General features: G+C 66.3%; 14 protein-coding genes. 10 read left to right on the forward strand and 4 right to left on the reverse strand.

Annotated features, from left to right (window positions below):
• Positions 1-40 precede the first annotated feature (40 nt).
• The 6 genes from ACFVTD_RS20535 to ACFVTD_RS20560 all read left to right on the forward strand — a co-directional run bounded on the left by ACFVTD_RS20535 (position 41) and on the right by ACFVTD_RS20560 (position 3411).
• Positions 41-958, forward strand: a complete 918-nt coding sequence (locus tag ACFVTD_RS20535; RefSeq protein WP_387566859.1) for a 2-hydroxyacid dehydrogenase — start codon at positions 41-43, stop codon at positions 956-958.
• A 44-nt stretch (positions 959-1002) separates the two neighbouring features.
• A complete protein-coding gene (locus ACFVTD_RS20540) occupies positions 1003-1470 on the forward strand; it encodes an SRPBCC family protein (RefSeq protein WP_387566862.1) in 468 nt (155 codons plus the stop codon).
• Positions 1471-1477: 7 nt separating this feature from the next.
• On the forward strand, positions 1478-1822 hold the full coding sequence (locus ACFVTD_RS20545; RefSeq protein ID WP_387566866.1) for an iron chaperone: 345 nt from the start codon (positions 1478-1480) through the stop codon (positions 1820-1822).
• A 137-nt stretch (positions 1823-1959) separates the two neighbouring features.
• Positions 1960-2283, forward strand: coding sequence for a hypothetical protein (locus tag ACFVTD_RS20550; protein WP_387566869.1), 324 nt, complete (start codon positions 1960-1962; stop codon positions 2281-2283).
• Positions 2284-2522: 239 nt separating this feature from the next.
• Positions 2523-2909: a VOC family protein gene (locus tag ACFVTD_RS20555; RefSeq protein WP_387566872.1), complete on the forward strand. Its 387-nt coding sequence runs from the start codon at positions 2523-2525 to the stop codon at positions 2907-2909.
• A gap of 154 nt (positions 2910-3063) precedes the next feature.
• The gene (locus tag ACFVTD_RS20560; protein WP_387566875.1) at positions 3064-3411 is read left to right on the forward strand and encodes a cupin domain-containing protein; all 348 of its coding nucleotides are present in this window, start codon (positions 3064-3066) and stop codon (positions 3409-3411) included.
• A gap of 3 nt (positions 3412-3414) precedes the next feature.
• Here the strand turns inward: ACFVTD_RS20560 and ACFVTD_RS20565 are convergent, their stop codons facing one another.
• Positions 3415-4671, reverse strand: a complete 1257-nt coding sequence (locus ACFVTD_RS20565) for an MFS transporter (RefSeq protein ID WP_387566878.1) — start codon at positions 4669-4671, stop codon at positions 3415-3417.
• Positions 4668-5129 (reverse strand): MarR family winged helix-turn-helix transcriptional regulator, encoded by a 462-nt coding sequence (locus ACFVTD_RS20570; RefSeq protein ID WP_387566880.1) that lies wholly within the window; start codon positions 5127-5129, stop codon positions 4668-4670. The genes ACFVTD_RS20565 and ACFVTD_RS20570 overlap by 4 nt, the downstream gene beginning before the upstream one ends.
• Positions 5130-5262: 133 nt before the next feature.
• On the opposite strand from ACFVTD_RS20570, the gene ACFVTD_RS20575 reads away from it, so the two are divergent.
• Both ACFVTD_RS20575 and ACFVTD_RS20580 read left to right on the forward strand, forming a co-directional pair.
• Positions 5263-5769: a DUF3592 domain-containing protein gene (locus ACFVTD_RS20575; RefSeq protein WP_387566883.1), complete on the forward strand. Its 507-nt coding sequence runs from the start codon at positions 5263-5265 to the stop codon at positions 5767-5769.
• Between the two features lie 66 nt (positions 5770-5835).
• Positions 5836-6441, forward strand: coding sequence for an SOUL family heme-binding protein (locus ACFVTD_RS20580; protein WP_387566886.1), 606 nt, complete (start codon positions 5836-5838; stop codon positions 6439-6441).
• Positions 6442-6485: 44 nt separating this feature from the next.
• Here the strand turns inward: ACFVTD_RS20580 and ACFVTD_RS20585 are convergent, their stop codons facing one another.
• Complete coding sequence (locus ACFVTD_RS20585; protein WP_387566889.1) at positions 6486-6878, reverse strand: VOC family protein; 393 nt, start codon at positions 6876-6878, stop codon at positions 6486-6488.
• A gap of 283 nt (positions 6879-7161) precedes the next feature.
• Here ACFVTD_RS20585 and ACFVTD_RS20590 point away from each other — a divergent pair, with 283 nt between their 5' ends.
• Positions 7162-8526, forward strand: a complete 1365-nt coding sequence (locus ACFVTD_RS20590; RefSeq protein WP_387566892.1) for a DUF1524 domain-containing protein — start codon at positions 7162-7164, stop codon at positions 8524-8526.
• A 67-nt stretch (positions 8527-8593) separates the two neighbouring features.
• Positions 8594-9337, forward strand: a complete 744-nt coding sequence (locus tag ACFVTD_RS20595) for an excalibur calcium-binding domain-containing protein (RefSeq protein WP_387566895.1) — start codon at positions 8594-8596, stop codon at positions 9335-9337.
• Between the two features lie 144 nt (positions 9338-9481).
• On the opposite strand, the gene ACFVTD_RS20600 is transcribed toward ACFVTD_RS20595, so the two are convergent.
• Entirely contained in the window at positions 9482-10582 is a 1101-nt protein-coding gene (locus tag ACFVTD_RS20600) for a metallophosphoesterase family protein (RefSeq protein WP_387566898.1), read from the reverse strand.
• Positions 10583-11239 lie beyond the last annotated feature (657 nt).

The raw sequence follows: 11239 nt of genomic DNA on the forward strand, positions 1-11239 counted from the left end.
CCTGCTGCCATGCCCAACGGCACATTCTGATGGTCGCCGCATGAGCGCCCGGCTGCGCGTCTGCCTGCCCGCCCAGAACCTGCTGGACGCACTCACGCCCATTGACGGCGTCGAGTTTGTGCTGTGGGACCTCACCGGACCCGCGCCGGCGGGCCGGCTGGACCTTCTGGTGCCGCCCTATATGGGCAAGGCCACCGCGCTCACAGCCCTGGAGGGTGTCGACGTCGGCCTGGTGCAGAGCCAGTCCATCGGGTATGACGGCGTCTCCGCAGTCCTGCCACCAGGCGTCCCCTTTGCGAATGCGGCCGGAGTCCATGAGACGTCGACGGCGGAGCTCGCCGTGGGCATGATGGTGGCCTCCCAGCGCGGCATCCCGGACTTTGTCCGCAACCAGGAAACTGGAACCTGGGACAACAGCCCGCGGCCCAGCCTGGCTGACCGGCGCGTGCTGCTGGTGGGCTACGGCGGAGTGGGCAAGGCGATCGAAGCCCGGCTCCTGCCGTTCGAAACCGAGGTTACCCGGATGGCCAGCCGCGCCCGCGAGGACGAACGCGGGACCATCCACGGAATCGACTCGCTCTACGACCAGTTGCCGCAGCATGAGATCGTGGTGGTCAGTGTCCCGCTGGGTGAGCAGACCCAGCGGCTGGTGGACGCCAAGTTCCTCGCGGCCATGCCGGACGGTGCCCTGCTGGTCAATGTGGCCCGCGGGCCCGTGGCGGACACCGATGCCCTGCTCGCCGAGACATCAAGCGGCCGGCTCCGGGCTGCCCTGGACGTGACGGACCCGGAGCCGCTGCCCGTGGACCACCCGCTGTGGACCACGCCCGGCGTGCTCATCACCCCGCACGTCGGCGGCGCCAGCTCGGCCATGTTCCCCCGGATGGTCAGGCTGCTCCGGAAGCAGATCGGGCTGCTGCTGGAGGGCAAGGACCCGGTCAACGTGGTCCTTCCTTAGCCGCAACCCTTATCCGCGTCGGCCCCGGCCCCTATGCTGGGGCCATGTCCACTTTTGAAGTCCGCCGCAGCGCCGTCATACCCGCTTCCGCAGAAGAAATCTTTCCGCTGGTCAACAACTTCCATGAGTGGACTGCGTGGTCCCCATGGGAGACCATCGACCCGGGCATGAGCCGGCGCTACTTCGGCAATGCTTCCGGCACCGGGGCCGGCTACGAATGGAGCGGCAACCGGAAGGCCGGCAGCGGCACCATGGAAATCGTGGAGTCCGTGCCGTCACGCCTTATCCGGATCCGGCTCCAGTTCACCAAGCCCTTCAAAGCGCTGAACCCCACGTCGTTTACGTTCGCGCCGGCTCCGGGCGGCACCGAGGTGACATGGTCCATGACCGGGGAGAACAAGGGCCTGGGCCGCGTGTTCGCGCTGTTCGTGGACATGGACAAGATGGTGGGCGCCGACTACGAGCGTGGACTGGCCGCGCTCGCTTCCACTGTTCTGGCCAGGAAGAGCTGAGCACGGGGTGGGCGCCGTGGACGATGCGCTGGCCGCGCTGGATGAACCGGACCGCAGCTGCCTGCAGCATGTGGTGGAGCTCGCCCGGTCCATCGCTCCGGACACCACGGAGGGGATGAGCTACGGCATGCCCGCGCTGAAGCTGGACGGCAAACCGCTGTTCGCGGCCGTCCGGGCAGCCAAACACCTCTCCATCTTCCCCTTCTCCGGCGCGGTCGTCGCGGCGGTCGCGGACCGGCTGGACGGGTATTCCCTGTCCAAGGGGACCATCCGCTTCACCGCGGGCCACCCCGTACCGGACGATGTAGTGGAGGACATCGTCCGGCTGCGCATGGCGGAGATCCGCGGATAGGCCTACGCACGACGACGGCGCGCACCACATGCTGTCACGCCACGGGACGGGACGGGCGCCTGGCCACCACAGCCCGCACAATCCCCGCAGGACTTATGGTCCTTCCGGATGCGTTGCAGGCTGCCTAATGTGATGCCATGGCCGACACTCTTGTGTCCCTCGCAGAGAGCTTTAAGAACATGGGCGTTGCCCGCGCGTACGGCGCCCCCGTAAACCTGAACGGGGAGGAGATGGTGCCCGTGGCGCTGGTGTCCTTCGGTTTTGGCGGCGGCACGGAATCCGGGGACGGTGCGTCCGGCGGGGGAGGCGGCGGGGTTGTGGTGCCGCTCGGGGTGTACCGGACCGTCAACGGCAGGACCGTTTTCCGCCCCAACACCATCGCCGCCCTGGTTTGCCTGGTGCCCCTGGTGACGGCCACGGGGGCGGCAGTCCGCAAGGCCTTGCGGGCGGCCCGCAAATAGTTCCGGAGACAAGGGGCCGCTTAAAAATCCCCTATTTCCCCGCGGGAAATTCAGTTCCATAATGGCCTCGTAGACTTCGGGGACCCCGCGGCGCTGGCTGCTGCCACCGCTCCGCTGGGGTTTCGGGTGGCCGCCCCGGCAGTCGGCGGGAAGGACGGCCACGAGGCCCGGCGGGGGACGGCCGGACCGTTTTCGGGGGAGAGCGACGCCATCACAACAGCAAGGGAAAGTTGTTTGTCATGCTCAAAGATATGGAAGTCATGGCGGTGCTGCCTGCCAAGGATATCGACCGGGCCAAGGAATTTTACCGGGACAAGCTGGGGTTTGAGCCCGAGCGGACCATGGCCGATGGCGGCCTTGTCTACCGGTGCGGCAAGGGGACGTCGTTCCTGATTTACCAGACGGACAACGCGGGTTCGGCCAAGAACACGCAAATCGGCTGGGCCACAGATGACGTCCAGCGCGACGTGGACGAGCTCCGTGCCCGCGGCGTCGTTTTCGAAGACTACGACATGCCCGGACTCAAGACCGAGAACGGAATCGCATCGATGGAGGGCTACGGCCAGGCGGCCTGGTTCCTGGACAGCGAGGGAAACATTCTCAACATCTCGTCGATTCCGTCCTGACGGCCAGGGCCCGCGGAGGCAGGCCCCGCAAGAGAAAGGACGACGCCGGCACGTGCCGCCCGAAGCACCCGCACCCGGGTGCGTGGCAGCGGCCGGCCGGCGCCGCCGTCGTCAGCGCTATGGATCGTCAGCGGTACGGAACGAAGGGATGGCAATGGGCTCGGAACAGGTGCCGGAGACGAGGGGCGTCTCGGTGCAACTGCTGGCCACGGTTGACCTTGCCGGGGAGCTTGACGGCCTGGAGGGCCGGCAGCTGCGGACGAGGATGGTGACCATCGAGCCCGGAGGAGTCTTCGGCCCGCTCCATGACCACGTGGGCCGGCCCGGCACGGTCTACATCCTGCAGGGGACCATCACAGACCACCGGGACGGGGTGGCTACCGACTACGGACCGGGCGTGGGTTGGCCGGAGGACCGGCACACGCTGCACTGGCTGGAAAACCGCGGAACGGTCCCGGCGGTGGAGATTTCCGTGGACATCGTGGCCAGCCCGCCACAGTGAAGTTCAGACTGCGGGCTCGCGCCTGCCCAGGGCCATCCGGAGTGCGCCGCGCAGGGTGAGCCGGTTGCGCCTGGTGACCGCGATGACGGCGGCGATACCGGCGAGCAGGACCACGATGCCGCCCACCGCGACGGACCAGCGCGCGCCGAACTCGCTGCCGATCCAACCCACCAGCGGCGAACCGATGGCGGTGCCGCCCTGGAGGATGGCCAGGTAGAGGGCAAGTACGCGGCCCCGGAACTGTGGTTCTACGGAGAGCTGGATGCTGGTGTTGCAGCTGTTGAGGAAGGTTATGGAAGCCAAGCCCACGGGAATCAGGATTGCCGCGTAGACCCAGAACGATGGGGCGATGCTGCCCAGGACCGTGAAGATGCCCAGTCCCAGCGCCCCGCCCAGCAGGAACCGCAGCCGCGGGCCGGAGCGGCGCGCCGCGAGGAGGGCGCCGGCCAGCGTGCCCACCGCCATGATGGAGCCGAGAAGCCCGAATTCACTGGGGCCCATCTTGAACTCGGTGGTGGCCATCAGCGAGTTGATCACCGGGAAGTTCATGCCGAACGCACCCAGGATGCCCACCAGGACCATGATCAGCATCAGGTCCGGCCTGCGCCGCACATAACGGATGCCTTCGACCACCTGGTGCTTGTTCCGCTCGCCCCTGGCCACAGGCGCAGGCTGGGTGGTGCGGATCCGGAACAGGGAGACCAGGACGGCGGCGAAGCTCGCGGCGTTGAGCAGGAATACCGGCCCGGTACCCACCCAGGCGATGAGCACCCCGGCGATCGCGGGGCCGGTGAGCCGCGCGGTGTTGAAGGATGCGGAGTTCAGTGCCACCGCGTTGGAAATGTTCTCCTGGCCCACCAGCTCCGACACGAAGGCCTGGCGCGCGGGCGCGTCCACGGCGCTGGCCACGCCCAGGCAGAAGGCAGCCACGTAGGCGTGCCACAGCTGGGCGGTGCCGGTAACTACCAGCAGGCCCACAGCCAGTCCGGTGAAGCCCATGGCCAGCTGCGTCCACATGAGGATGATGCGCTTGCGGTAGCGGTCGGCCAGGACCCCGCCGTAGGGGCCGAAGAGCAGCATCGGGAGGAACTGCAGGCCGGTGGTGAGGCCGACGGCGGCACCCGAGTGGTCGGTCAGGACGGTCAGGACCAGCCAGTCCTGGGCCACGCGCTGCATCCAGGTGCCAATGTTGGAGACGATCGCGCCGCTGGCCCAAATGCGGTAGTTGGGGTTTTCGAGGGCCCGGAACATCGCACTCATTTGCCGCTCATTTCCTGCATGATGCGGGCGGCGCGGCTGAGGGTGAGCCGGTCTTCCTCGCTGAGTCCGGCCACGCGCTGCGCCAGCCAGGCGGTCCGCTGGCTCCGGGCCTCGGCCAGGACGGTCCTTCCGGCGTCGGTGATGTCCACGCGGACCTGCCGGCCGTCGTCGGGATCGGCGCTCCTGGTGACGAATGCCTGGTCCGCCAGCGCGTTGACGATCCTGGTCATGGATGGTGCCTGGACATGCTCACTCCTGGCCAGGTCCCGCAGCGTGCTGGGGCCGCTGCCGTTCAGGAGGGCGAGGACGGTGTACTGGCCGGGGGTGATGGCGTCGCCGGTGGCCTCGACGCGGAGCCGGCGCGAGGTGCGCATCACGGCGGTGCGGAGATCGATGGCGAGGGTATCGGGAGCGGTGGGGTCTGCGGTTGCCTGGTGCGTCGTCTGGGTAGGGGACATAGAGGGGTATGCGCCTCCTGCTGGCATTTATTAGCACTGCTAATTAGTTCTGCTAACTATTATGCCCGCTTTGGTTGCCACGGGCAATGGATGCGGGTGTGGTTTTGCTGACAGCTCCGGCACAATGGGAGCCGTGACTGGGCGCAGAACTGACGGAAACCGTAAACCCCCGCTGACGTGGAAGGGGAAACTGAACCTGGCGGTGACCGTCCTGGTGCTCTGCCTGGGGCCCATCATGATCGGCGTGGGCAGCTTCATGATCAATGCCGATGAAGAGCTCGCCCATTCGGGTGTGCAGGCCACCGGCACGATCGTCCACTTCGACGATGTCACCAAGGCGTCCGACCGCAGGATGCAGGTGGAATTCCCGGCCGCGGACGGGGCCGTCCACCGGACCTTCGCCGCCGTGGACCACGATCAGTATCCCGTGGTGGGCAGCAGCGTTACGGTCGTGTATTCCGAAAATGACCCCGGGCGGGCCATTGTTCCCGGCTATGAGAGCGACGGCGTTTGGCTCCGTGGAGCCGGGGTTGTCCTGACCGTCATCTTCGGCGTTCTGGGCCTCCTGTTCGCGGTCCTGGTCGGCAGCGCTGTCCTGCGGGCCAAGTTGCGGCAGCGCCGGACGCAGCAGGTGGTGTAGCCCGGGCCTGTGGCGGCCAGCCCCAGCCTGTCCGCTCCAGGCCGACGGGCGTAGGCTGTCCGCACCATGACTGAACAGCAGCCCTTTGAGTTGGTCCGGCGCTACCCTCACTTCGAACTGCGCCGGTACCCCGATTGCGTGGTCGCCGAGGTAAAGGTGACCGCTGATTTCGACCGCGCAGGCAACGCCGCCTTCCGGTACCTCTTCAACTACATCAGCGGCAACAACACTGCCCGGGAGAAACTGGCAATGACCGCCCCGGTGATCCAGGAAGCGGGACGGCAGAAGCTCGCCATGACCGCACCGGTACTCCAGGGTGGACCGCTGCCCGGATCCGGCGGCCAGGCGGAATTCTCGGTGGCTTTTGTCCTGCCGGCCGGCGTGACTGCCGAAAACGCTCCCGTGCCCACAGATCCCCGGGTCATGGTGCGGGCGGTGCCCGGTTCCCTCGCTGCGGTGCTGGGCTTCTCGGGCAGCGGTTCGGGGTCGGCTTTTGAGCGGCGCAACAACGGGCTGCAGGCGGCGCTCACCCTGGCTGGCCTGACGCCTGTGGGTGCGCCCAGGTTCGCGCGCTTCGACCCACCCTTCAAACCCTGGTTCCTGCGGCACAACGAGGTGGTCCAGGACGTACGGGAGGTCCCTCCGGGTGATGAGGCGCCCGCGTCCGGGTAGCGGCTCCCCGCTGCGGACGCCCGCTCACGTCTGGCCAGGCCTTCCTACGGCTTGTGGGCGTCCCGCACCTGGTCCTGCGTCTGGCCCTGCATGACCCAGCGGTTGCCGTCCGGATCGCTGAAGTAGGCGAACAGCACACCACCGAGGTCCTGGATTTCGCTGATCTCCGCGCCGCGGCCCACCAACTCGTTGCGGACCTCGGCGATGTCCGGAACCACCAGCTGCAGCCCCTCGAGGCTGCCCGGGCTCATCGTGGTCATTCCGGTGCCGATGACCACCGACGTGGCAGAACCAGGGGGCGTCAGCTGGACGACGCGCATGCCTGGAATATGTTCCACATCATGGTCAAGGACGAATCCCAGCTTGTCCGTATAAAACGCTTTTGCCCTTTCGACGTCGGAAACCGGGACCTGTACAACCTCAAGGCGCATCTGCATGGAGGCCACTCTAGTCGTGGGCATCACGCCGGGGGAACGGCGGGTGCAGATCGGTTTTCCGCCATCGAGTGCCGCGCATTTACTAAGTCGGGAAGGCGTATTGCGACGGGGTTTCCTCAAGGTTCCCTCAAGACTGCCTGAATGTTGGCTGAGGATCACTATAGGTCGCGTAAACGGGTCTTGAGGGTGCATAGGCTCGGCGGTGACGAGTTTATCGGGCTATGCAGCGGGCCCGGGATTGCGGGGGCATCCTTCTCTGGGCCCCCTGTACATGGGGAAATGAATGTCCGACTACGAGACCCTTCTGGGGTTTGTTCCTTCCGCGCCGGCGCCGAGGCCGCCACGGAAACCGCGCCTTTCCACTTTCATTGTGGCCGGTCTTACCGGGCTGTTCATGCTGTTCGCAGCGCTGAGCGGCGGCATTGGCGGAGCGCTGATAATCCTGGGCATTTCGGCTGCCCTTACCGGTCTGTACGTCATCCTCACCGGACGGCGCTCCTGGGCCTGGCTGCCCGCCAAACGCAAGGCCGGCGCCGTCGCAATTGCCGCGGCCCTGGCGCTGTTCATCGGTGGCGCCGCCGCGCTGCCCCGCGTTGCCGGCGCGGACCTGGAGGCAGCCTCCTCGGAGAGCACTGCGAAGGCGGCACCGCCGAAAGCGGGCCCGACGGCGACGGCCACGGCATCGCCGTCGGCCGCACCAACTGCCACGCCGACGGACACCGGGGAGCCGCTGGACCCGGAGGATCCGAGCGTTCTTGCCGCCGGTGTCACCGCGGCCGCGCCCAATGCGCAGCCAGCGTACGCAAGCAAGGCACTGGACGTGTTGGCAGCCCTCCCCATCAAGGGCCGGGCGCCAAAGACGGGCTATGACCGTGCGCAGTTCGGCCAGGCGTGGGCGGACGTCGACCGGAACGGCTGCGATACGCGCAATGACATCCTCAAACGCGACCTCACGGGCGTTTCGTACACGAACAGTGTGCCGTGCAAGGTGCAGTCGGGGACCCTGGCCGATCCTTATACGGGGAAAACCATCAGTTTTGTCAGGGGATCGGCCACCAGCAGTGCCGTCCAGATCGACCACGTGGTGGCCTTGAGCGACGCCTGGCAGAAGGGCGCGCAGCAGCTGACAGCGGAGCAACGGACGGCATTTGCCAACGATCCGCTGAACCTGCAGGCCACGGACGGGCCCACCAACCAGCAAAAGGGCGACGGCGATGCGGCCACTTGGTTGCCGCCGAACAAAGGCTTCCGCTGTGAGTACGTTGCCAGGCAGGTTTCCGTGAAGGCGACATACGGGCTGTGGGTCACGCAGGCCGAGCACGATGCGATCGCCCGGATCCTGGGCGACTGCGCCGGGCAGCTGGCACCGACCAACCAGCAGGCGCCCGCTCCTGCCCCGGCACCCGCTGCCGTAGCTCCTGTACCTGGGCCGGCTCCGGCATCACCCGCCCCGGCACCCGCTGCCGTAGCTCCTGTACCTGTTGCGCCAGCGCCCGTGGTCCAGGCTCCTGCCGCGCCGGGACCTGCTGCTGCCTACTACGCCAACTGCGCGGCGGCGAGGGCTGCAGGAGCCGCGCCGCTCTACGCCGGGCAAGCCGGTTACCGGCCTGCGCTGGACCGTGACTCCGACGGCGTCGCCTGCGAGTAGCCGCCACGTCTTTCCTCGGGCCTTGGCCCACCCGCATCACCACCACATCGCATTCCTAGGGGGAATCATGATCAACAACCTGTACGACGGTCACCCGATCACCGGACGGCTGAAGAAATCGTTGGCGCTGGCCGTCCTGGCCGGCCTGTTGCTGACCGGCTGCGGAGGCAAGCAGGCCGCCGTCGAACCCGCATCCGCTGCCACCTCTACCGCAACCGGCACCGCCGCGGCATCTATTGCCATTCCAGGTGTGGTGGGCCTGACCCTGGACAAGGCCACGGACCAGCTGAAGGGTCTCGGCTTCAAGGTTGAGGCCAAGGACATCGTGGACGGCAAGAGCATCATGTTGGAGAAGAACTGGCAGGTGATGACGCAGGATCCTGCCAGCGGCGCCACAGCGGCCAAGGGTTCCACCGTTCGCCTCGGCGTGAAGTCGCTCGACAAAATTGCCGCGGAGAAGGCGGCCGCCGAGAAGGCCGCCGCCGACAAGGCTGCCGCTGAAGCCGCGGCCGCCGCGAAGGCAGCTGCTGATAAAGCCGCGGCCGACAAGGCCGCGGCCGACCAGGCTGCTGCTGCAAAAGCTGCAGCCGACCAGGCGGCCCGGGATGCAGCGGCCAAGGCGGCCGCAGAGCAGCAAGCGGCGCAGAAGTTTGTCCAGGCGCCAGCTCCTGCTCCTGCGGCACCTGCAACTGCCTACTACGCCAACTGCACCGCTGCGAAGAATGCCGGCGCCGCCCCGCTGTACAGAGGCCAGCCAGGATACAGTTCCTCTCTTGACCGCGATGGCGACGGTGTTGCCTGCGAGCGTTAGCGCACGGCGCCACCGCTGGACAACGAGCCGCGGATACATCCTTTTCAGGGTGTATCCGCGGCTCCGTTGTTGCCGGCAGTCATGACCGCGGCCGGGCGTGCCCGGGCAACTCCCCGCATGGCACGCACAAACTGCGTGGCCGTCCTACTGCTGAGCCGGGTTCAGGGGCAGGGGAGTGATCGGCTGGTCATTGGCCGTCAGGTCGATGCCCATGTCCTTGGCGAATACCAGCCGGCTGGACTTATAGACGCCGGCATGGTTCTCATCAAGCTCGAAGACGCGGGCGCCCCGCAGCCTGTTCCGGTCGGGGCCGGGCAGCCCGTATGCGCCGAACCCCGTACCGGGACCGTAGCCGAGCTCCACGCCGTAGTAGTTGCCCGCGTAGGTATTCACGTGATCGTGGCCCACGAAATAGCCCCGAACGTCGCCGCGTTCCAGGAAGGCGCTGAACAAGCCTGAGTTGAAGGGGCCCGGGCACTCGTCCTCGTTCCGCTCTCCCACGATGCCGTGCTTCTGGACAGCACGCTGGTGGTCGGCATCGGTGCGGGAGTCGAGGCTCGCGAACCACATGTTGCGGTGCTCGTGGAGCGCGATGTGACCCCACATCAGCGAAGGGATCTTGCGGCCGTACTTTTGCTCCGTGGCGATCGAGAGGTTGCGGTACCAAGTAACCTGGTCCATCCTGACCCAGTCCCAATCGGGGTATCCGGCGAAGTCCTGGCCGTTGATGCTGTCCGGGGCATAGCGGCCGGTGTCGATAAGCCATAGGCCGAACGTCGGAGCTTTCGACTTGGAGGACTGGACCAGCAGGAGCGAGTTCGAGGTGCCGGTCACGCCGTCTGTGGAGTTACTGTTGACGTTGAAGCTGTAGCTCTGCAGGAACTGCAGCATCTTTGCCTCGGTCATGCCGGTCCTGGCCACGGAGTCCTCATCGTGGTTGCCGAAGGTCACCGCCCACGGAATCTTTCGACTTTCCATCGGTTGCACAACCTGGTTGAGCGCCTGTTTGACCTCCAGCTCGGTATCGCAGCCGCCGTTGATCACGTCTCCGTTGATCACCACGAAGTCCGGCTTTTCGGCGTCCAGGATGCCGTTCATGAGCTCGATGGTGCGGCGGTCCGTCTGCTCGTCATCCTGGGTGTCGTTGAACTGAACCACCTTGAACTTGCCGTCCTGGCCGAAGTTCAGGGCGGGTTTGGGTGCTTTTACTCCCGGCGCCGCGGTGGCTCCGGTGCCTGCGGCCATTGCCGCTCCCAGAGCACCGAGAGCTCCGGCGGTCGCAAGGGCCGTGCGCCTGCTAATGCCGGATAGGTCGATGTTGCTCGTCATTGTTGCCCTTCCCCAAAATGCGCGGCGGCACGTCAGGCCGCTGTCCGCTGTGACGGTAGGGGGCCCAAGCAACCGCACCTCAAACTCAGGATGAACAGCGACGCGTTGGGGTGTGTGCGGCTGGCCCGGGGCTGCTTCCGGGGGATTGCCGCGTACTTCGACAGGGTGCGCTAAGGATGTGCCGCACCCCACATTCGGGAATTACGACGGCGAAGGGCGGCATTTGTGCCTCGTGCGCCCATCCAGCCGCGGTTTCCCGGGGTTTTTGGCGTGGTGGGGGTGGGGTTTGGGTCGATTTGTGGTGGGGGTTGTGTGCGTGTATTGTTTTCTGAGTCGCCGCCGCTGAAGCGGAAAAATAGCGGCCAAACCCCCTTTTGAACGGCCTGGAAAATGGTTCGCTTTTAGTGCGTGCTGTTGGAGGGCGGGGGCTGATCCTGAAGGGTTTTGAATCACGGAAACGTGGTTTGCAAAGCCGGGCGGGATCGGGTAAGTTTGAAAAGTTGCTCCGGAGCGATCCTGAATGTTGGTTTGGGTGGTGCCGGGTGTGTCTGTTGTTTGAGAACTCAATAGTGT

This window comes from Pseudarthrobacter sp. NPDC058119, assembly GCF_042884655.1.
In the GTDB taxonomy this organism is placed as follows: domain Bacteria; phylum Actinomycetota; class Actinomycetes; order Actinomycetales; family Micrococcaceae; genus Arthrobacter.

What these genes read in the sequence shown, in the direction of transcription:
- ACFVTD_RS20560 (WP_387566875.1), top strand. Translation starts at nt 3,064, where the DNA reads ATGGGCTCGGAACAGGTGCCGGAGACGAGGGGCGTCTCGGTGCAACTG.
- ACFVTD_RS20580 (WP_387566886.1), top strand. Translation starts at nt 5,836, where the DNA reads ATGACTGAACAGCAGCCCTTTGAGTTGGTCCGGCGCTACCCTCACTTC.
- ACFVTD_RS20585 (WP_387566889.1), bottom strand. Translation starts at nt 6,878, where the DNA reads ATGCAGATGCGCCTTGAGGTTGTACAGGTCCCGGTTTCCGACGTCGAA.
- ACFVTD_RS20600 (WP_387566898.1), bottom strand. Translation starts at nt 10,582, where the DNA reads ATGGCCGCAGGCACCGGAGCCACCGCGGCGCCGGGAGTAAAAGCACCC.
- ACFVTD_RS20555 (WP_387566872.1), top strand. Translation starts at nt 2,523, where the DNA reads ATGCTCAAAGATATGGAAGTCATGGCGGTGCTGCCTGCCAAGGATATC.
- ACFVTD_RS20570 (WP_387566880.1), bottom strand. Translation starts at nt 5,129, where the DNA reads ATGTCCCCTACCCAGACGACGCACCAGGCAACCGCAGACCCCACCGCT.
- ACFVTD_RS20540 (WP_387566862.1), top strand. Translation starts at nt 1,003, where the DNA reads ATGTCCACTTTTGAAGTCCGCCGCAGCGCCGTCATACCCGCTTCCGCA.
- ACFVTD_RS20565 (WP_387566878.1), bottom strand. Translation starts at nt 4,671, where the DNA reads ATGAGTGCGATGTTCCGGGCCCTCGAAAACCCCAACTACCGCATTTGG.
- ACFVTD_RS20535 (WP_387566859.1), top strand. Translation starts at nt 41, where the DNA reads ATGAGCGCCCGGCTGCGCGTCTGCCTGCCCGCCCAGAACCTGCTGGAC.
- ACFVTD_RS20595 (WP_387566895.1), top strand. Translation starts at nt 8,594, where the DNA reads ATGATCAACAACCTGTACGACGGTCACCCGATCACCGGACGGCTGAAG.
- ACFVTD_RS20550 (WP_387566869.1), top strand. Translation starts at nt 1,960, where the DNA reads ATGGCCGACACTCTTGTGTCCCTCGCAGAGAGCTTTAAGAACATGGGC.
- ACFVTD_RS20590 (WP_387566892.1), top strand. Translation starts at nt 7,162, where the DNA reads ATGTCCGACTACGAGACCCTTCTGGGGTTTGTTCCTTCCGCGCCGGCG.